An 18846-nucleotide genomic window follows, 5' to 3' on the forward strand; every position below is an offset into this window, starting at 1 on the left:
TTGTTCCTTAGCGTTCGACGAGTATTTTCATTTGGTTGTTGGAAAAATCCACGTAAATCTCTTTGTTGCCACGGTGCTGATAATTTTTGGTTTCGTAGGTCTGGTGGTACGAAACGCGAAACAACATCCGCCCTTCTTCGTTGGGGTAAGGCGCAACGGAGAGGTCGTTAAACAAGATGGTCTTATCTTCATTGCGTGAAAAAATCGTGCGCTTCATGCGGGTAAATTCTTCCAAACGCATCCCATCAAACCGCCTAAAATCTTCATGGTAAAAAGTCATATAGCGGTTTACATCGCTGTATTTCCAGGCATTGCGCCACTCAAACACCTGCGTCAACAACGCTACGATGGTTTCTTTCTCAACCTTAGGCTCACCCGCTTCTGAAATCAACGTGAGGGTTTTTTTCTCTTGCACTTTGGCATCAAAAATGTCCAACAAGTCATTGGTCATAACCACACAGCCTCGTGTATTTTGGTCGTACCGCTTAGCACTGTTAAGGGGATGCCCGTGAATCCAAATCCCATACCCATCTTTCCCCATACGCTTATCCATGATGTTAGGATAAGAAAGGGCAAAGGCAATCTGCCCGTAAAAAGGGTCACTTGGCACAAAACGACGCACCACTTCGTACACGCCCACAGGGGTTTTCAAATCGCCCTCGCGCTGTTTATCCCCTCCGATGCCCGTGATGACAGGGTGGGTCATTTGAAGCACAGGGTTGCCATTTTCAAATTCAAAAACTTTAAGTGTGTCCGCTGTTTTATCCACCAGCACCAACATAGGCTCACGCTCATAATACCCTAGCGAAACATCTTTTTCGCCAATAAAAGCATCCCAATACGCACGGCTTTGCAACACTTCTTCTGCTTGCTTTTCAAGGGCAGCAACCCCTTGTGTACGATAGGTTTCCGCCAAGGGAATCGCCCAAAGATGTGCCCATACAACACTACTGATTAACAACGCTCTAAACACCGACATTCCTTATGGTCTTGGGATTGAATAGCTCTTACAAAACGTGTCGTGCAAGAGCCTTTGACATAAAAGGAGATATTATAGAGAAGATTCACTTATAGTTGGTTTTTGTGGGAAAAAACACCTCTTTTTAACCCTTACATGTAACCCTTTGAAAACCGTAGTGACATTTTCTAAAGCCCGATAATCAATCTTTCTATTTTACATCCCCTTTAAGTAGCCTGTGGTACCATCATTTCATAAAATCACACAAAAAAGAATTTGCATGTCCCCAGAACTTCTTCTTGCTTCTCTTTCCCTTTTCTTCCTTGTTCTGTTGCTTCCCGCCCTCTTTCTTGCCACCCAAAAGCTCGGTCCGCGCTCCACGGGCAACCAAGCCAAAAACCTTACCTACGAAAGCGGCATCACTGCTCCCTATGGTAAACCCAACGCGCCCGTTGGCGTACGCTTTTACCTTGTGGCTATTTTGTATGTTATTTTCGCCATTGAGGTAACGTTCATGTTTCCTTGGGCGGTCAATTTGCGCACCCTTGGCGCTTCTGGACTCATCGAAATGTTTGCCTTTATTGGGATGCTGCTGGTGGGACTGGTGTACGTGTACTGGAAAAAGGCGCTCGCATGGCAGTAGGAGCAGAAGCTATCTTTGGAGACAGTGTCATCACCACGCGCCTAGATACGGCTATTAACTGGGCGAGAGAGTCTTCCATGTGGCCTTACGTGTTTGGCACGGCCTGTTGCGCCATTGAGTTCATGAGCGCCGCGTCTAGCCAGTATGACCTCTCCCGTTTTGGGGCGGAAGTTGTCCGTTTTTCCCCACGCCAAGCCGACCTAATGGTCGTTGCGGGCACTATCACTTACAAACAAGCCCCTATTTTAAAGCGCATCTACGACCAAATGCCTGAGCCCAAATGGGTCATCAGTATGGGAGCGTGCGCGTGCAGTGGCGGGTTTTACGACAACTATACCACCCTCCAAGGCATCGACGCAGTGATTCCTGTGGACGTGTACGTCGCAGGGTGTCCGCCTCGTCCTGAAGCCTTTTTAGACGGCCTCATGCGCATCCAAGCCCTCCAAAAATCCCAAGAATCCATCCTCAAAGACCGTATAAATCGCACCTTTAAAGGACGCCTTGATGGCTGACATGTTAGCTTCTTTACCCAAAGACACCAACGGGGCCTACGAAATCCAACACGCTTCCCTTTTAGAAATTGCAACCTTTTTAAAAGAAACCTTGGGCTATACCCTACTCCTTGACATTACGGCGGTGGATTATTGGGGACTTTCAAACACCCCTAAGCGTTTTGCCCTCATTTACCTCTTTCGCAACCCCACCAATCCCACTCCCATCACCCTTAAACTTTGGACACAAGAGCGCGCACCTAGCTTGTACGCCCTTTACCGCAGTGCGGATTGGGCCGAACGGGAAGTGTGGGACCAGTACGGCATCGCCTTTGAAGGCCACCCCAACCTCAGACGCCTCCTCAACCACCACCAATTCAAGGGCCATCCTTTACGCAAGGATTATCCCATCACCAAAGGGCAATGGTGCGAAACGACCGACGATTTGATGGACCAAATGCACGCGCGCCTTGCCTACAAAAAACTTCCCTCGCCCAAAGAACTCAACTTTTTAAACCTAGGCCCCGCACACCCTGCTACCCACGGCACCATCCGCACCCTTGTGGCCTTACACGGGGAAACTATCCGCGCGGCGGTGTGTGAGATTGGCTATTTGCACCGTGGGTTTGAAAAATCGTGCGAAAACCACACGTACAATCAAATCATCCCCTACACCGACCGCCTCAATTACTGTTCCGCCATCTTAAACAATACCGCCTTTGCCCACACGGTGGAAGGGATGTTAGGGCTCACCTTGCCCGAACGGGGAGAGTACTTACGGGTGATTCTAGGAGAGCTTAGCCGCATCATCGACCACCTTGTTTGCCTTGCCGCAGGCCTTGTGGACATGGGCGCGCTAACAAATTACTGGTACTTGTACAACCCCCGCGAAAAAGTCTATACCCTCCTCTCCAAACTCACAGGGGCCAGACTCACCAACTCGTTTATGCGCATTGGTGGCATGGCCCATGATGCGTACGAGGGGTTTGAAGCGGACGTGGAGGCGTGTTTGAGAGAAATCGAAGCGGGTGTTTCTGACACCCTAGGGCTCATCACCCACAACCGTATCTTTCACGACCGTACCCAAAACGTGGGGGTCATCTCTGCCAAGGACGCGTTAAATTACGGGCTTACAGGGCCAAATTTGCGCGCATGTGGCGTGGCGTACGACCTGCGCTCCGTGGCGCCTTATTCGGTGTATGAGCGTTTTGATTTTGAGATTCCAGTGGGCAGCGTGGGGGATGTGTATGACCGCACCATGGTGCGCTTTGAAGAGATTGCCCAAAGTGCGTCTATCATTCGCCAAGCCCTCAAACAGCTCCCTGATGGGCCAGTGTGCGTACAAGAGCGCTCCGTAAGCTTGCCCGCAAAGCAAGAGGTGTACACCACCATCGAAGGGGCGATGAACCACTTCAAACTCGTTTACGAGGGTGTACATGTACCACCCAAAGAGTACTACCGCGCCATCGAAGGAGCCAATGGCGAGTTGGGATTTTTCATCCACAGCGACGGCAGTGGCACTCCCCGCAAAGTCAAAGTACGGCCTCCTTGTTTCCCCGCCATGGCGGCCTTGCCCCACCTCATCGAGGGCGGGATGATTGCCGATGCGGTGTTGGCGTTGGGGAGTTTAAATATTGTCGCAGGAGAATTAGACCGATGAGTTTTTCCTTTACCCCTCAAAATGAGACCAAATTTGAACACCTGCGCACCCGCTACCCTTCCCTTCGGGCCTTATTGCTTCCCGCGCTGTGGTTAGTCCAAGAACAAGAGGGGTGGATCTCCCCTGAGGCCATGGAACACCTCGCCCAAAAACTCTCCATCACCCCCACGGAAGTGTACAGCGTGGCCTCTTTTTACACCATGTTTCATTTTAAGCCCATTGGCACCCACCACATTCAAGTGTGCAAAACCCTCTCGTGCATGCTTGGGGGGAGTGAGAGCATCTTGGCTTACCTTGAAAAAACACTGGGCATCACCTGTGGCCAAACCACGCCCGATGGACGCTTTACCCTCACCCAAGTGGAGTGCTTAGGAGCCTGCGGTGGGGCGCCTTGCGTGTGCATCGACACCACTTACTACGAAAGCGTCAGTGAAGCCACCCTGAGCGCTTTACTAGAGGAGCTTCGTTCATGAGATGTTCACTCATTAGCCGCTTGTTTTCCATCCCCGGTGCCCACACCCTAGACGTAGCAAGGGCCAATGGACGCTATGGCTCTTTACCCAGACTCTTTTCCCTAGCCCCCGAAGCGGTCACAGAAGAGGTGGTTAAAAGCGGCCTGCGGGGCAAAGGGGGCGGGGGTTCTCCCACGGGTGAAAAGTGGCTTCTTATGCCACCCCTTGATGACAAACCACGCTACCTCGTCGTTAATGCCGATGAGAGTGAACCAGGCACCTTTAAAGACCGTCAAATCTTAGAATACGACCCGCACTTGCTCATTGAGGGCATGATTATTAGTGCTTATGCCTTACATGTAAAGCACGCGTACGTATACATTCGGGGTGAATACCACTTTTGGGCGGCACGCTTTGAAGCGGCACTTAAAGAAGCGTATGGGGCTGGCTTGCTTGGAAAAGGGCTAGACATCACCTTACACAGAGGCGCAGGAGCGTACATTTGTGGCGAAAAAACTGCTTTGCTTGAATCTTTAGAAGGCAAGCGTGGGCACCCAAGGCTCAAACCCCACACCAAAGAACCCGAGTGGCTTTTTGGGCGCCCAGCGGTTGTTAATAACGTCGAAACCATCGCTTCTGTTCCCTACATCATCGAACACGGTTTTGAAGCGTACCGCGCCTTTGGCACCCCTCAAAGTCCAGGCACCATGCTCTTTGGGCTCAGCGGTCACGTTACAAACCCAGGTATCTACGAACTGGCTTATGGCACTTCCATGCAGGGGTTTTTGGACGAAATTGGCGGAGGGGTAAAAGACGGAAAAGCCCTTAAAGCCATCGTGCCCGGAGGCTCTTCGTGCTCTATCTTAAAAGCCGAACACATTCCCCGCGTGACGCTAGATTATGAATCCTTAAAATGCAGCAACTCAACCCTTGGCACAGGCGGCATGATTATCATGGACGAGACCGTGAGCATCCCCAAAGCGATGAAAAATCTGCTAGAATTCTACCACCACGAATCCTGTGGCCAGTGCACGCCCTGTCGCGAAGGCACAGGTTGGATGGATCGCATTTTGGCAAAAGTGCTTAACGGCCAAGGAAAACGCAGCGACATTGACTTGCTTTTGGAAATTAGCACGACCATGAACGGAAAAACCATTTGTGTTTTTGCCCCCGCGGTGGCAGACATGGCAGTGAGTTACATCCACGCGTTTCCTGAGGAATTTTACGCCCTTTGCCCCACCTAAGGAACCTTTACATGTACCACACTCTTGAAAACATTTGCCTCTTTAGTGCACTCAGCCAAGAGCAGCTCAAAAAACTGCACCAAATTAGCACCATCAAACAGTTCAAAGAGGGCAATATCCTGTTTTACGAAGGGGAAGAACCGGGGTATTTGTACTTTTTACTCGAAGGCTTGGTCAAACTCTACCGTTATGATGCCAAAAACACCATCACCATTTTAGACTACTACTACACCCAAGCCCTCATCGGCGAGGCCGCATCCTTGCAACGCACACCTTACCAAACCACTGCCGAGTGCGACACCGACTCTACGGTGCTCATGGTAGAGTACGAAGAGTTTGCCAAACATTTTTTGCGCGACCCTGATGTGGCTATTCAGCTCATCATGCAACTGGTTAAAAAAGTAAAATCCCTGATGAACAACCGCGTCCCCCAAACGTCCATGCAAAAAATCGCCCAACTCATTCACGAAAACAGCGAACTCTTTACAAAAATCAAAAAATACAAAATCGCAAGCATTCTTAACATGGCTCCCGAAACCTTTTCGCGCAACCTCAAAAAACTCAAAAAAGAGGGAATCATCACCTACACTAGTAGCACATTTGAAGTATTAGACGCCAAAAAACTCTGCACCCTGTACGATACATGTAAAACCCTCAGGTAGCATTCCAACAACGCCTTTAGTGCTTTGGCTTCTGATAAAACGTGTTGTACCAGAAGCTTAATGCAAAAATAAAGAAGCATGGGCGATGGTCGCCAAATCCATAATCACGTCCACGCCCCCAATGCCTCCAAGGATGACAGCAAAGGCCAACGCCCCAATGATTTTGGGTGTAATGCCTCGAAACACGGGCACCGTCGTCAAGGTGGCGGAGGGGTAAAAATACATCATGGCGATGAGTTTAAAGTAATAATACACCGACACAAAGGTCGCTAGCATTGCAAAGACCGCCAAAGGGGTATAGCCTGCTTGAATGGCTCCTGTGAAAATGTAAAACTTCCCAATAAACCCAATGGTCGAAGGAATGCCCGCCAAAGAGAGCATAAACACGCTCATGGCCGCCGCCATGTAAGGATGCAACAAGGCGAAGCCCTTAAAATCCTCATACGTAATGCGTAATCTATCATCAGAAAGAATGTACGAGAGTAAGCCAAAAGCCCCCACAGCCGAGAGAAAATAGGCCACTTGGTAAAAAATGATAGAAGAGGCCGCATGCTGGGGCAAAGCATCTGTAGATAAAAACGCAATGAGCAAATACCCCGTATGGACGATGGAAGAGGCCGCCAATAAGCGCTTGATGCTTTGTTGAACAATGGCCATCAACGACCCATACACCAAGGTACACACAATGACACCCACAAGCAGCATGTCCCACATCCCTTTAATGGACTCAAATTCCACAAGCATGAGCCGTAGCATAAACCCAAACACGGCAATTTTAAAGGCCGCCGCCATAAAACCCGTCACAGGCAACGGCGCCCCATCGTACACATCAATGGCCCACCCTTGAAAGGGAAACGCGGCGATTTTAAACAAAAACGTAATCAAAATAAGCGTCCCACCGATGCGCACTAAGGCCAACTCTTCCAAAGGACGGGTAGTGATGACAAGCAAAAGCTCCCCAAGGCGCGTCGTTTGAGCCCCTGCGTAAATGCACGCCACCCCAAGCAAAAAGAGGGCACCCGCGAGGGAGCCTAGCACAAGGTATTTGTACGCCGCTTCCGTGCGCTTTTCATGGCTCTTATGGTACCCAATCATCACGTACACGCTAATAGAGGCAATCTCAAGGGCAATAAACGCCACCATGAGTTCTCTGGCTTGGGTAAGCACCATCATCCCAAAAAGCGAAAACAAAAAGAGGGCAAAAAACTCTCCCTTGTAGTAGCGATGGATGATGAAATAGTGTTGCCCAATCAAGATAATCAACACCCCCGCGATGAGTAAAATCGCATTAAAATACCCCGAATAGCTATCCGCAACAAGCATCCCGCCAAACGCGCTTGGCAGCAATTCCACGGCGTATAACTGTCCCAACAACACCAGTTGAAACACCGAAGCTACCCCCAAGCAGCCTAGGGCAATGTAAGAATACTGGCGAATATTCAAGAGGTCTTTGGCGCCCAAAAGCATGAGTAAGGCCCCACCAAGGAGCATAATCAACAACGGCATGAGGTGAAGTATCGCCACATAACTCATTGCACACCTCCTAGGAGTTCGCCCAAGTAACCCAAGACCGTTGGCTCGATTTTGGCAAAAAACCACTCAGGGTCTAACCCCATTGCCACAATGAGTAGCGCAATAGGCAAAAGCCCAAGGCCCTGCTTCCACGACAAATCCACCATCCGTGTTGCGCTCTCTTGCGCTTCTTGGAGGGCCACCCTGCCAAACATCCATAACATAAAGCTTGCCGCCACAAGCACACTGAGTGCTGCTACCATTCCCGCAGGAATGCCCACATGAAACACGCCTAAGATAATGAGCAACTCCGACACAAAGCCGCTTGTTCCAGGTAGCCCCACAATGCACAGCATAAACAGGGCAAAATAGACCGTAAACACGGGCGCCCGTGTGGCAATCCCCCCTAAAGCACTAATGGCCTTTGTTTTGGTGTGAAATTCCAAATGGCCCACCAGCAAGAAAAGACCGCCTGTGGCCATAGCATGGGCCACGATGAGCAACAACGCCCCCATCATGCCATACACATTAAAACTAAACACGCCCACCACAATAAACCCAAGGTGCGACGCAGACGAATACGCCAAAAGCTTTTTCACGTCATCTTGCATAAGGGCGGCTATGCCAAAATAGACCAAACCAAACAACCCTACTCCCATGATCCACGGGGCAAAATAGACGCTGTGCTCGGGAAAAAGTGGAAGCACAAATCGAATCACCCCGTACACGCCCAGTTTTGCCATGATGGCCGAAAGTAAAAACACCCCGCCCGTGGGCGCGTTGGAGTAGGTCTTTAGCAACCACGTATGAAAGGGAAAGAGGGGGATTTTAATAGCAAAGGCAAGCATAAACGCCCCAAAGAGCCATGCCCGCTCATTCCAACTTAGCCACGTCAACTGTGTCAAGTGGGAAAGCTCAAAACTCCAATGTCCAAATTCCCTTGCATGGGAGGCACCAAGATACAAAATAGCAATAAACATGAGCAAAGAACCAAGCATGGTATACAAGGTGACTTTGAGGGTTGAAAAGACCTTATCCCCCGTGCCAAACATCCCCACAATCATAAACACCGGCAAGAGCATGGTTTCCCAAAAGAGGTAAAACAAAATCAAATCTTGGGCCATCAACGCCCCAAGCATTCCCCCTTGAATGAGCAACATGCTCACCCAATACCCCTTCGTGCGCCCCTTCCACAGCAACATATACGCACAAGGCATAAGGGTGGCAATGAGCATCAAAATGATGAGCGAAACCCCATCAATGCCCACCGAATACCCAATCCCATAGGTCGTAATCCAAGGAATGAATTCCTTAAACTGCATCTCGCTCACAGGTTCAAACTGGCTATAAAGGCTCAAAGACAAAAGGAAAATCACCACGCCAATCACCAAGGCACCGTTGCGGGTTTGCGTTGCATTTACCGGCAAAATCAACAGACAAAAAGCGACAATAATGGGGAGAAAAATAAGGATACTAAGCATCATAAGACCCCTAGCATGTAAAGGGAAACTGCCCCAACGCCCACCAACATGGCAAAGGCATAGGCGCGCACGTTTCCATTTTGGAGTATTTGGGCACGCTGTCCAAGGCGTACCGCCCCCCAACATACCCGCATGATAGCGCCATCAATCCCACGGGTGTCCGCCACCTTAGCAATCCACGTGCTCGCCCATTGCAAGGGGCGCACGATACCCCAAGCGACGAGTGTGTCCATGTAAAAAGCGTGTCCACGCACGGAGGAGGCATTGGAAAATCCTCCCTTGAATTTCCAATATGCCACCCCAATGCCTCCCAAAACAACCACCATATTTCCCGCCATCAAGGCGTATTCCATCGCGCGAGAAAGGTGGACTTCACCCCCAAACCATCGCCCTATCCAATTCTCTCCCCCTAAGGCTTCGGGCACGCCAATCCACCCTGCCCCCACTGCTCCAAAGGCCAAAACAACCATAGGCCACTGCATACTCACAGGGACTACATGTAAAGGCGTTTTCGTCGCAGGAGCGCCTTCAAACACAAGAAAAAAGAGGCGAAACATGTAAAATGCCGTTACACCCGCCACCGCCATACCCAACGCCCACAAGCCGTAATGGCCTTGGTCAAAAGCGGCTATTAAAATCGCATCTTTGCTAAAAAATCCCGCCAGCGGGAAAATGCCGCACAAGGCCAAGGTTCCCACAAGCATAAGCCCGTACACCAACGGCAAACGCGTGCGAAGGCCACCCATTTTGAAGATATTTTGCTGATGGCCTAGGGCGACGATTACCGCGCCCGCGCCCAAGAAAAGCAAGGCTTTAAAAAAGGCATGGGTAAACACGTGAAACAAGCCCGCCCCGTAACTTCCAATCCCCACGGCCACAAACATATACCCCAGTTGTGACATGGTCGAATAGGCCAGAATTTTTTTGATGTCACTTTGGCGGGTTGCCACAAGAGCGGCAAAGAGCGAAGAGCCCGCACCCACGTAGGCAATCCACAGCCCCACAGCAGGAATCAAGTCGTACAAAAACCCAAAGCGGGCCACCATGTACACACCCGCCGTGACCATGGTCGCAGCATGGATGAGTGCCGAAACAGGTGTTGGGCCTGCCATGGCATCAGGAAGCCATACATGTAAAGGAAGTTGGGCGGATTTTCCCATCGCACCGATAAAGAGCATCGCACCGATAAAATGCAAGGTGCCGCTTTCCACAAGGTGGATATTTTCCGCCAACGACCCATAATCAAACCCCGTGCCTCCCACGGCCACAAAGAGCGTACACAAGCCCACGATAAAGCCAAAATCCCCCACGCGGTTTGCTAAAAACGCTTTATTGCCCGCTTCCACATTGGCGCGGTGTTGGTGGTAGTATCCAATGAGCGCGTAAGAACAAATCCCTACCCCTTCCCACCCGATAAACATCACCACCGGTGAACTGGCGAGCACAAGGACTAACATGGAGGCTAAAAAAAGATTAAAAAAGGCGAAAAACTTTCCAAAGCCCGCGTCCTTAGCCATATACCCGCCCGCGTACACGTGGATTAGCCCGCCAATAAAGGTAATAAACAGCGCCATAAAGAGGCTCAAGGTGTCACCCATGAAGCCCATGCGAATGTGAAAATCCCCTACATGTAACCACGTGTACGCTTCGTACACCACAGGAGCTTGTTGTTCTAAAAAAGTTTTTAAAACCCACAGAGTCGCCACAAAACTCACCCACGGTGTCGCCACGCCAATGGTCAAAAAAACCTTCCGTGAAACAGGCCTTACATGTAAGGAAAAAAGATACAATCCCCCCAACACCATCGCCCCCAATAAAGGCGCAAGCACAATCCACATCATCGTGTCCCCTTAGGGCGCAAGGTATTAAACCGGTCGATATTCAGGGTGCGTCGGTGTTTCACAAGGGTCACAATAAGGGCCAAAAAGACCGCCGCTTCTGCTGCTGCAATGGCGATGATGAGCAAGGCCATCACTTGCCCGTCGCTCCCTTCGTGGTAGCGGGAAAGTCCCACCAAAAGAAGGTTGACGCCATTGAGCATCAGCTCGATGCTCAGGTACACCACAAAGATATTTTTACGCGAGACCACCCCTAAAAAACCAATGCAAAAGAGCACCAATGCCACCAATGCCACCCCTTGAATACTCATCATGCGTGCTCCTTTTTAAGCAGCACCACGGCCCCAACAAGGGCGGCAAGTAGCAACAACGAAATGAGCTCAAAGGGCAAAACCCACTCTTGAAACAGTGCCATTCCAAGCCCGTGAATGCCCCCAAAGCCTTCGCCAAGGATGACAAGTTTTTCATTGCCCAGCGTGCTAAACCCACGCATGCCAAGAGCGACCAACGGGGCCAAGCACACCGCGCCAAGGGCAAGGGTTTTACCCTGCCCTTTTTCATCGGGCAAATGGGACGTTTGGACGTTGAGCACCATGATGACAAATAAAATCAACGTAATCACCGCACCCGCATATAAGATGATTTGCACCATGAACAAAAACGTTGCGCTCAAAAGGGCAAACAAGCCCGCCAAAGCAACCACCGTTGCAATAAAACTCACCCCCGAATGCACGGGTTGCTTCAAGGTAATCACTCCCACCGCCCCCGCAATGGCGATGATTGAAAGGATGCCAAACACAAGTTCCATCACACTCCCTTTGGCGTTGCTAGCAACGTTTCTTTGGTGCGTATAAACGCTTCTCTACTTTCGGCCACCACGCTAAAAATCCCGCTGTCCATGCGAATGGCATCGCACGGGCATGCTTCTACGCAGGCTCCACAAAATACACATTCAAGCAAGTCAATGTCAAAACGCTCAGGCTCTTTTTCATCCACCCCATCTTCGCGTTCTTTGGCTACGATAAAAATACACTCCGCGGGACAAGCCGTGGCACACATAAAACAGGCCACGCACCGCGCACTCCCATCTTCTCGTTGCGTCAGCCGATGCACCCCACGGTAGCGCGGGGTGATGTCTGTGGGTTGTTCTTCAGGATAGCTTAGGGTTTTGATGCGTTTTGAACGGGTAATGTTGCCCCAAAAATGGCCAAAGGTAATCCCAAGCCCCTTAAACAATGCGGGCAAAAACAGTTTCTCTCTCCACGTGCTTCCATGCCGCGGTAGGTGTTTTGTCGGTTTCATTTACCACCCCATTCCCACGACCACCAAGGCCGTGATAAGCACATTGGCTAACGCCAAAGGCAGCAACACTTTCCAACTAAGCATTTGCAAATGGTCATACCGAAACCGTGGCAAGGTCCAGCGCACCCAAATGTAGACAAAATTCATGGCGTAGACTTTCATGGCAAAGGTGAGCACTTGGAGGGCAACAACGCTGATGCTTGTGCCATTTTCCCCCAAGCCACCAAAAACCATCCACGCTAATCCCAGTTCTAAAATGACGGTCATGCCTATAAAAACGCGGGTTAAATAAAAGGTTTCTTTGGCACGGGGGTCGTGAGGATTAATCCAACGGTTTTGGCGTCGCATCCAGCCAATAAACAGCCCGCACACCACAGGTAGCGCCACCATCACAACCCCAAGCACTTCACTGATGTGTCCTTTTAAAAAGGCAGTTGACGCCCACGGAATCTGATACCCACCAAAAAAGAGGGTAACGATAATCGCGCTTGAAGCGCACATGGCAATGTATTCGCCCACAAAAAAGAGCCCAAAGCGCATGGCAGCGTATTCGGTATGAAACCCGCCCACTATCTCACTCTCTCCTTCTGCCATGTCAAAAGGGGCACGGTTGGTTTCGGCAAAAGCAGTGATGATGAAAATAAGCGCCGCCAAGGGTTGAAGCACCACGCCCCACGCAGGAATCACTCCAAAGAGCAATTTTCCCTGAAATGCAGCAATCTCGCTCAAATGCACCGACCCGTACACGATGAGCATGGAAACCAGTGCTAGCCCCATCGCCGCTTCGTAGCTCACCACTTGCGCACTGGCACGAAGAGAGCCTAAAAGACTGTACTTATTATCACTCGCCCAACCCCCTAGCAAAATCCCATACACCGACAATCCCGCAAAGGCCAAAAACCACAAAAGCCCAAACTCAATGGGCAGGGCTTGCATGAGGTAACGGTTGCCATCTAGCACCAAAACATCGGCCAAAGGCATCACCATAAACGTTAAAAACGCACACACAAAGACAAAGGCGGGGGCTAAGGTGTAGATGAGGTTTTGTTTAATGTGTCCAGGTTGAAAATCTTCTTTAAACGCAAGTTTGAGCATATCGGCGATAGATTGCACCAGGCCAAAAAGGCGAATCCCTCCGATGTGACAGCGGTTAGGGCCTAAACGGTCTTGGATGAGCCCCGCTACCCGACGCTCCATCCACACCAAGATGGGCGCGCCGCCCAAGGAAAGCAAGGTGGCCAACAGGATGTTTACTACCACGACCCAAACGTTTGCTTCACTCATGGGACAACCACGCTTCTAGTTTTTGCATCGCCTCTTCCATAAACGCAGGAGAATACTCAAAGATGCGCCCAAGCAAGGCTTCAAGGCAAAGGCGGGGGGCGATTTTTTCCAACCCCGTGTGGCTTACTTGCAAGGCGCCCCCTTGTGCCACAAACCGCCCGCTTCGTTCAAAGTGAGACGCGATGGGCAAACTCCACTGGGCCTTTGGGGATGTTGCATGGGCGTGCATGAGGCCAAAGGGAATCTTGCGCTCCGCACAAGCGTCCATCCAAGTGTCTATATTTTTCTGCCCAATAAGCACCACAAAACGCGCTTCCCTTAAGACAATTTCGGGGTCAGTGATACATGTAAACCCAAGCATTTTTGCACCCTTGGTATTCATCTCACGGTCACGGTCACGCAACAGTGTATCCTCAAAGGCAGGGTCAATATGGCAACTTGCATAAACATTAAGGCCCAAAGCACTCTCAAAAAAACGCGCCATCCACAATTCCTCTAGGCTTGCCGAAGCTGAAATCACCACCACACTAAGCGGGTGCATAATATCTTTTCTGGCTTCCTCAAGCGCCCTCTCAAAAGAAACCTGTGTCCCTTTACTGTAGGCTTCCACGGGCCGTTCTTGGTTTTCTTTCTCGTAAAGCATGCGCCCTGCATCGCACATAAAATGTCCATTGACGGCCTCATTAAGCCGTGGACGAATGCGGTACATCCAATCCTCTTCGTATTTTGCGCGATGGTGGTCTACAAAGACATTGCATCCTTTGGCACACCCTGGGCAAATAGCTTCAAAGGTGCGTAAAAACCACACCCGCTTTTTAAACCGAAACGCCTTGCTTGTTAGCGCGCCCACGGGGCATAAATCCACCACATTCATGGCGTAAGCGTTGGTGAGCCTTTTGCCAGGATACACATCTACCACAGCTGCGTCTCCTCGCCCAAAGACGCCAAGCTCATGGGTTTGGGTGATGGTCGAAGTGAAGCGCACACAACGGGTACACAGCACACAGCGCTCTTGGTCTAGCACCACATTAGCCCCTAGGTCTACGTGTTTTTTCCCATGCACTTTGGACGTTTCCAAGCGGCTTTCGTATAAACCTGTTTCCATGTAGTAATCTTGCAGCTTACACTCGCCTGCTTGGTCACAAATGGGGCAATCTACGGGGTGGTTGATGAGTTCAAGTTCTAAAATAGAGCGTCTAACTTGCGTAACAGCGGGGGAATTTGTGCGGACAATCAAGCCCTCTTTTACGGGCGCATCACAGGCAATCTGCGGGCGTTTTTTGCCTTCAATCTCCACCATGCACATGCGGCAATTACCATCCTTCCCAAGTGCTGGATGGTAACAAAAATGCGGGATGGAAACCCCTTGCCCAAAAAGGACGTCAATCAAGAGTGCGTTTTCTTTTGCTTCGACCCATTTTCCATTGATGGAGATTTGAACCATGTGGCACATGCCTTCGGAATTTTTTACATGTAGTGTACAGATTTGGCACTTCAAGGTGCCTGTTGTTCGCAATATAAAACACTTCTCTTAGGAAAAGTGTAATTCAACGGACTTTTATCCCCCAAAAGATACACTTTTGCACCTTACATGTAAAGGATTCGCGTGAAAAGAACGGGGCGTTTCTACCTTCTCCTGCTAGGCCAAGTGCTTGGTATTGGGGTGGTGTTGGGACTGATTTTTATAGACGGCACAACCCTAGAGCGTTGGCTTGATGGAGAAGTGCATTTTGCCTACCCATCCCCAGAGTGCGACCTTAGCACCTCCCCCTGTCGTATTCTCCTCGCCGATGGCTCTACCATGGAGCTAGACATCCATCCAAGAGGGATTCCCCTCATGACGCCCCTAAGCCTCTCCTTGCGCACCACAGGCATTCAAACAGCAACACTCCCCCTTAAGATTTATGCGACGAACATGGACATGGGCGTGCACCGTTTTACTTTTACACAAGAAGAAGAGGGGTACTACACTGCCAAGGGCATCCTGCCCACGTGTATTGCGGGAAACATGCAATGGCATGGCGAAGTGACATTGGAGAAACAATTTCAAGGAAAGAGAATTGGGGCACAATTTCGGTTTAAAACAAAGTGAAAAGCAGTGGTGTCCCCAGCAGGATTTGAACCTGCGGCCTCTCGATTAGGAATCAAGTGCTCTATCCAGCTGAGCTATGAGGACAAGGGGCATAAAAAAACGCACACCCCCACAAGGAGTGTGCGTTAGGAGAAAAAGGATTAGCCTTTTCGCTTTTTAATAATTTCTTCTGCGACGTTCTTAGGAACTTCTGCGTAATGGTCAAATTCCATGGAGTAGCTTGCGCGTCCTTGGGTCTGACTGCGAAGGTCTGTAGAATAGCCAAACATTTCAGAAAGAGGACAAAAGGCATTGACAATTTTATTGCCACTGCGGTCATCCATGGCGTTGATTTGTCCACGGCGTCGGTTAAGGTCGCCGATAACATCACCCATGAAGTCTTCTGGTGTTTCTACCTCTACCTTCATCATTGGCTCTAGAATAACAGCACCCGCTTTACGTGCGCCTTCTTTAAAGCCCATGGAAGCAGCCAGTTTAAAGGCCATCTCAGAGGAGTCAACATCGTGGTAAGAACCATCATACAAGGTAACCTTGACGTCTTCCATAGGGTAGCCCGCCAATACACCGCCTTGCATCGCCTCTTGGCAGCCTTTATCAACCGCAGGAATGTATTCACGTGGAATTACCCCGCCTTTGATGTCATTCACAAACTCATAACCTGTACCTGCTTCTTTTGGATCAAGACGCAAGTAAACATGGCCAAACTGACCACGACCGCCCGATTGCTTGGCGTATTTGTACTCTTGTTGCACACTTTGGCGAATGGTTTCGCGGTAAGCAACTTGAGGTTGGCCCACTTCTGCGTCGACTTTAAACTCACGAAGCATACGGTCAACAATAATTTCAAGGTGCAATTCACCCATGCCTGAAATGATGGTTTGGCCGCTTTCTTCGTCTGTTTTTACACGGAAAGAAGGGTCTTCTTGGGCAAGTTTTTGAAGGGCAATACCCATTTTTTCTTGGTCGGCTTTTGTTTTTGGTTCAACTGCAACAGAAATAACAGGATCTGGGAAATCCATGCGCTCCAAGATTACTCTGTCTTTTTCGCCTGTGAGGGTTTCGCCTGTGAGGGTATCTTTAAGACCTACAACCGCGCCAATTTCGCCCGCGTAAAGCATTTTAATCTCTTCACGTTTATTAGCATGCATTTTAAGCAATCGGCCTACGCGCTCTTTTTTGCCTTTGATGCTATTGTAAGCGTACGTGCCGCTTTCAAGCGTTCCTCGGTACACACGAATAAAGGCCAATTGACCCACGAAAGGGTCGGTCATGATTTTAAACGCAAGGGCCGCAAACTCGCCATCATCAGTAGACTTCACAATGGTTTCAGTACCATCTTCATACTCGCCACGAATAGCGGCAACTTCTACGGGTGAGGGCATGTAGGCAACAACCGCGTCAAGCATTGGCTGTACGCCTTTGTTTTTAAAGGAGGTACCACAAATCATCGGAATCATTGTCATGGCAAGGCATCCTGCTTTAATGCCTGCTACAATTTCTGCTTCGCTAAGGGCTTCGCCCCCGAGGTATTTTTCCATAAGCTCATCGCTGGTTTCAGAAACCGCTTCTACCATTCTTTCACGGTATGCTTCTGCTTTTTCACGAAGTTCTGCAGGAATTTCAACCACATCGTAGTTTGACCCCATCGCAGCCTCATCTTCCCATATATAGGCTTTCATAGTCACAAGGTCAATAACCCCTTTGAACGTATCTTCCGCGCCAATAGGAATTTGAATGGGCACTGGGTTGGCTTTTAGACGCTCTTTGATTTGATTTTCAACATTGTAAAAATCTGCACCAACACGGTCCATTTTGTTGACATATACCATGCGAGGAACGCGGTATTTGTTGGCTTGTCGCCATACGGTTTCAGATTGGGGTTGCACACCGCCAACGGCACAAAAAACAGCAACAGCACCATCAAGTACACGCATAGAACGCTCAACTTCAATGGTAAAATCAACGTGGCCGGGAGTGTCGATGATGTTAATTTGGTGGTCTTTCCACATACATGTAGTCGCAGCAGAGGTGATCGTAATGCCACGCTCTTTTTCTTGCTCCATCCAGTCCATCGTAGCAGCGCCATCATGAACTTCACCAATTTTATGGGAAATACCTGTGTAAAAAAGAATACGTTCTGTAGTGGTTGTCTTGCCCGCATCAATATGGGCGGCAATTCCTATGTTTCGTACTCGTTCAATGGGAGTGTTTCGTGACATTTTGGGTTTCCTTTTGTCGTCTTGTCGTTAGGAGGAAGTGGCCCAAATCTGGGGCCACTTAAAGCTCAAAATCTTACCAGCGGTAGTGAGCAAACGCTTTGTTTGCTTCTGCCATTTTGTATGTATCTTCTTTTTTCTTGAAGGTTGCGCCACGCATGTGTGCAGCATCCATCAATTCGTTCGCGAGTCGTTCTACCATGGTTCGCTCACTTCGCTTGCGAGAAAAGGTAATCATCCAGCGAATCGCTAATGCTTGTTGGCGTACAGGGCGTACTTCAACAGGTACTTGGTAGGTTGCCCCACCTACACGTCGGCTTTTTACTTCCATGACAGGTTTTACGTTGTCAATAGCAGCGTTAAAAACATCAATCCCTTTTTCCTCGCCCTTTGTTTCAATCAGGCTGATTGCGCCGTACATAATCTTTGTCGCCGTGCTTTTTTTACCATCGACCATTAATGCATTAATGAACTTCGTGATGATTTTGTTGCCGTAGATTGGGTCAGGCAATACCTCTCGGACTTGCGCTTTTCTTCTTCTCATAAAATTCTTCCTTCAAATTGAATGACAATTTTACTCAAACATCACCTACATTCAGAGGGTGACGCCTGTGTGTATTGTTTTATTTTTTAGGTCGCTTAGTACCGTACTTACTTCTTGCCACTTTTCGATTTGCAACACCCGCTGTATCAAGGGCGCCACGCACGATGTGATACTTTACACCAGGTAAGTCTTTTACCCTTCCGCCGCGCACAAGAACGATGGAGTGCTCTTGGAGATTGTGGCCTTCACCACCGATGTAGCTAATCACTTCAAAACCGCTGGTCAATCTGACTTTGGCAACTTTACGCAAAGCGGAGTTTGGCTTTTTAGGGGTTGTTGTGTAGACCCTAGTGCAAACACCGCGTCGCTGAGGACACTCAACAAGCGCAGGAGATTTTGATTTTTTAATCACCTTTTTGCGCTCATTTCTTACCAATTGGTTAATGGTAGGCACATTTATTCCTTCT

At 49.6% G+C, this 18846-nt stretch carries 19 protein-coding genes and 1 tRNA gene; 7 read left to right on the plus strand and 13 right to left on the minus strand.

Annotated features, from left to right (window positions below; all coding sequences use genetic code 11):
• Positions 1-7: 7 nt before the first annotated feature.
• The gene (locus AC5SLM_RS03340) at positions 8-973 is read right to left on the minus strand and encodes a L,D-transpeptidase family protein (protein ID WP_495249523.1); all 966 of its coding nucleotides are present in this window, start codon (positions 971-973) and stop codon (positions 8-10) included.
• 265 nt (positions 974-1238) lie between these two features.
• On the opposite strand from AC5SLM_RS03340, the gene AC5SLM_RS03345 reads away from it, so the two are divergent.
• Genes AC5SLM_RS03345 through AC5SLM_RS03370 form a run of 6 tightly spaced genes read left to right on the plus strand, consistent with a single transcriptional unit; the run spans position 1239 to position 6110 of the window.
• Positions 1239-1601 carry an NADH-quinone oxidoreductase subunit A gene (locus AC5SLM_RS03345; RefSeq protein ID WP_495249524.1) on the plus strand — a complete coding sequence of 121 codons (363 nt, stop codon included), beginning with the start codon at positions 1239-1241 and terminating at the stop codon, positions 1599-1601.
• Positions 1592-2113 carry an NADH-quinone oxidoreductase subunit B gene (locus tag AC5SLM_RS03350; protein WP_495249525.1) on the plus strand — a complete coding sequence of 174 codons (522 nt, stop codon included), beginning with the start codon at positions 1592-1594 and terminating at the stop codon, positions 2111-2113. The genes AC5SLM_RS03345 and AC5SLM_RS03350 overlap by 10 nt, the downstream gene beginning before the upstream one ends.
• Positions 2106-3752, plus strand: a complete 1647-nt coding sequence (locus tag AC5SLM_RS03355; RefSeq protein ID WP_495249526.1) for an NADH-quinone oxidoreductase subunit D — start codon at positions 2106-2108, stop codon at positions 3750-3752. The genes AC5SLM_RS03350 and AC5SLM_RS03355 overlap by 8 nt, the downstream gene beginning before the upstream one ends.
• Positions 3749-4225, plus strand: coding sequence for an NADH-quinone oxidoreductase subunit NuoE (gene nuoE / locus AC5SLM_RS03360; protein WP_495249527.1), 477 nt, complete (start codon positions 3749-3751; stop codon positions 4223-4225). The genes AC5SLM_RS03355 and nuoE overlap by 4 nt, the downstream gene beginning before the upstream one ends.
• Positions 4222-5448: an NADH-quinone oxidoreductase subunit NuoF gene (gene nuoF / locus AC5SLM_RS03365; RefSeq protein ID WP_495249528.1), complete on the plus strand. Its 1227-nt coding sequence runs from the start codon at positions 4222-4224 to the stop codon at positions 5446-5448. Before nuoE ends, nuoF begins: the two co-directional genes overlap by 4 nt.
• A gap of 11 nt (positions 5449-5459) precedes the next feature.
• The gene (locus tag AC5SLM_RS03370) at positions 5460-6110 is read left to right on the plus strand and encodes a Crp/Fnr family transcriptional regulator (protein ID WP_495249529.1); all 651 of its coding nucleotides are present in this window, start codon (positions 5460-5462) and stop codon (positions 6108-6110) included.
• 57 nt (positions 6111-6167) lie between these two features.
• Here the strand turns inward: AC5SLM_RS03370 and AC5SLM_RS03375 are convergent, their stop codons facing one another.
• From AC5SLM_RS03375 to AC5SLM_RS03410, 8 genes are read right to left on the minus strand one after another with little or no spacing between them, the layout of a single operon-like run.
• Entirely contained in the window at positions 6168-7643 is a 1476-nt protein-coding gene (locus AC5SLM_RS03375) for an NADH-quinone oxidoreductase subunit N (protein ID WP_495249530.1), read from the minus strand.
• Entirely contained in the window at positions 7640-9106 is a 1467-nt protein-coding gene (locus AC5SLM_RS03380; RefSeq protein ID WP_495249531.1) for a complex I subunit 4 family protein, read from the minus strand. Before AC5SLM_RS03380 ends, AC5SLM_RS03375 begins: the two co-directional genes overlap by 4 nt.
• A complete protein-coding gene (gene nuoL / locus AC5SLM_RS03385; RefSeq protein ID WP_495249532.1) occupies positions 9103-10944 on the minus strand; it encodes an NADH-quinone oxidoreductase subunit L in 1842 nt (613 codons plus the stop codon). Before nuoL ends, AC5SLM_RS03380 begins: the two co-directional genes overlap by 4 nt.
• On the minus strand, positions 10941-11255 hold the full coding sequence (nuoK, locus tag AC5SLM_RS03390) for an NADH-quinone oxidoreductase subunit NuoK (protein ID WP_495249533.1): 315 nt from the start codon (positions 11253-11255) through the stop codon (positions 10941-10943). Before nuoK ends, nuoL begins: the two co-directional genes overlap by 4 nt.
• The gene (locus tag AC5SLM_RS03395; RefSeq protein WP_495249534.1) at positions 11252-11749 is read right to left on the minus strand and encodes an NADH-quinone oxidoreductase subunit J family protein; all 498 of its coding nucleotides are present in this window, start codon (positions 11747-11749) and stop codon (positions 11252-11254) included. Before AC5SLM_RS03395 ends, nuoK begins: the two co-directional genes overlap by 4 nt.
• Complete coding sequence (locus AC5SLM_RS03400) at positions 11749-12243, minus strand: NuoI/complex I 23 kDa subunit family protein (RefSeq protein WP_495249535.1); 495 nt, start codon at positions 12241-12243, stop codon at positions 11749-11751. The genes AC5SLM_RS03395 and AC5SLM_RS03400 overlap by 1 nt, the downstream gene beginning before the upstream one ends.
• Complete coding sequence (locus tag AC5SLM_RS03405) at positions 12244-13527, minus strand: complex I subunit 1/NuoH family protein (RefSeq protein ID WP_495249536.1); 1284 nt, start codon at positions 13525-13527, stop codon at positions 12244-12246. It abuts the gene before it with no gap.
• Positions 13520-14971 carry an NADH-quinone oxidoreductase subunit G gene (locus AC5SLM_RS03410; RefSeq protein WP_495249537.1) on the minus strand — a complete coding sequence of 484 codons (1452 nt, stop codon included), beginning with the start codon at positions 14969-14971 and terminating at the stop codon, positions 13520-13522. Before AC5SLM_RS03410 ends, AC5SLM_RS03405 begins: the two co-directional genes overlap by 8 nt.
• Positions 14972-15133: 162 nt before the next feature.
• Here AC5SLM_RS03410 and AC5SLM_RS03415 point away from each other — a divergent pair, with 162 nt between their 5' ends.
• Positions 15134-15619 carry a hypothetical protein gene (locus AC5SLM_RS03415; RefSeq protein WP_495249538.1) on the plus strand — a complete coding sequence of 162 codons (486 nt, stop codon included), beginning with the start codon at positions 15134-15136 and terminating at the stop codon, positions 15617-15619.
• A gap of 7 nt (positions 15620-15626) precedes the next feature.
• Here AC5SLM_RS03415 and AC5SLM_RS03420 read toward each other — a convergent pair.
• The 4 genes from AC5SLM_RS03420 to rpsL all read right to left on the minus strand — a co-directional run bounded on the left by AC5SLM_RS03420 (position 15627) and on the right by rpsL (position 18833).
• Positions 15627-15703 (minus strand) — tRNA-Arg (locus AC5SLM_RS03420).
• Positions 15704-15759: 56 nt separating this feature from the next.
• Positions 15760-17838: an elongation factor G gene (gene fusA, locus AC5SLM_RS03425; protein WP_495249539.1), complete on the minus strand. Its 2079-nt coding sequence runs from the start codon at positions 17836-17838 to the stop codon at positions 15760-15762.
• 73 nt (positions 17839-17911) lie between these two features.
• The gene (gene rpsG, locus AC5SLM_RS03430) at positions 17912-18379 is read right to left on the minus strand and encodes a 30S ribosomal protein S7 (protein ID WP_495249540.1); all 468 of its coding nucleotides are present in this window, start codon (positions 18377-18379) and stop codon (positions 17912-17914) included.
• Positions 18380-18458: 79 nt separating this feature from the next.
• On the minus strand, positions 18459-18833 hold the full coding sequence (gene rpsL, locus AC5SLM_RS03435) for a 30S ribosomal protein S12 (RefSeq protein ID WP_205457947.1): 375 nt from the start codon (positions 18831-18833) through the stop codon (positions 18459-18461).
• Positions 18834-18846 lie beyond the last annotated feature (13 nt).

The organism is Sulfurospirillum sp. HTRB-L1 (assembly GCF_059415125.1).

Coding starts and splice junctions, on each gene's coding strand:
- AC5SLM_RS03345 (WP_495249524.1), top strand. CDS start 1,239: ATGTCCCCAGAACTTCTTCTTGCTTCTCTTTCCCTTTTCTTCCTTGTT.
- AC5SLM_RS03350 (WP_495249525.1), top strand. CDS start 1,592: ATGGCAGTAGGAGCAGAAGCTATCTTTGGAGACAGTGTCATCACCACG.
- AC5SLM_RS03355 (WP_495249526.1), top strand. CDS start 2,106: ATGGCTGACATGTTAGCTTCTTTACCCAAAGACACCAACGGGGCCTAC.
- nuoE (WP_495249527.1), top strand. CDS start 3,749: ATGAGTTTTTCCTTTACCCCTCAAAATGAGACCAAATTTGAACACCTG.
- nuoF (WP_495249528.1), top strand. CDS start 4,222: ATGAGATGTTCACTCATTAGCCGCTTGTTTTCCATCCCCGGTGCCCAC.
- AC5SLM_RS03370 (WP_495249529.1), top strand. CDS start 5,460: ATGTACCACACTCTTGAAAACATTTGCCTCTTTAGTGCACTCAGCCAA.
- AC5SLM_RS03375 (WP_495249530.1), bottom strand. CDS start 7,643: ATGAGTTATGTGGCGATACTTCACCTCATGCCGTTGTTGATTATGCTC.
- AC5SLM_RS03380 (WP_495249531.1), bottom strand. CDS start 9,106: ATGATGCTTAGTATCCTTATTTTTCTCCCCATTATTGTCGCTTTTTGT.
- nuoL (WP_495249532.1), bottom strand. CDS start 10,944: ATGATGTGGATTGTGCTTGCGCCTTTATTGGGGGCGATGGTGTTGGGG.
- nuoK (WP_495249533.1), bottom strand. CDS start 11,255: ATGATGAGTATTCAAGGGGTGGCATTGGTGGCATTGGTGCTCTTTTGC.
- AC5SLM_RS03395 (WP_495249534.1), bottom strand. CDS start 11,749: ATGGAACTTGTGTTTGGCATCCTTTCAATCATCGCCATTGCGGGGGCG.
- AC5SLM_RS03400 (WP_495249535.1), bottom strand. CDS start 12,243: ATGAAACCGACAAAACACCTACCGCGGCATGGAAGCACGTGGAGAGAG.
- AC5SLM_RS03405 (WP_495249536.1), bottom strand. CDS start 13,527: ATGAGTGAAGCAAACGTTTGGGTCGTGGTAGTAAACATCCTGTTGGCC.
- AC5SLM_RS03410 (WP_495249537.1), bottom strand. CDS start 14,971: ATGGTTCAAATCTCCATCAATGGAAAATGGGTCGAAGCAAAAGAAAAC.
- fusA (WP_495249539.1), bottom strand. CDS start 17,838: ATGTCACGAAACACTCCCATTGAACGAGTACGAAACATAGGAATTGCC.
- rpsG (WP_495249540.1), bottom strand. CDS start 18,379: ATGAGAAGAAGAAAAGCGCAAGTCCGAGAGGTATTGCCTGACCCAATC.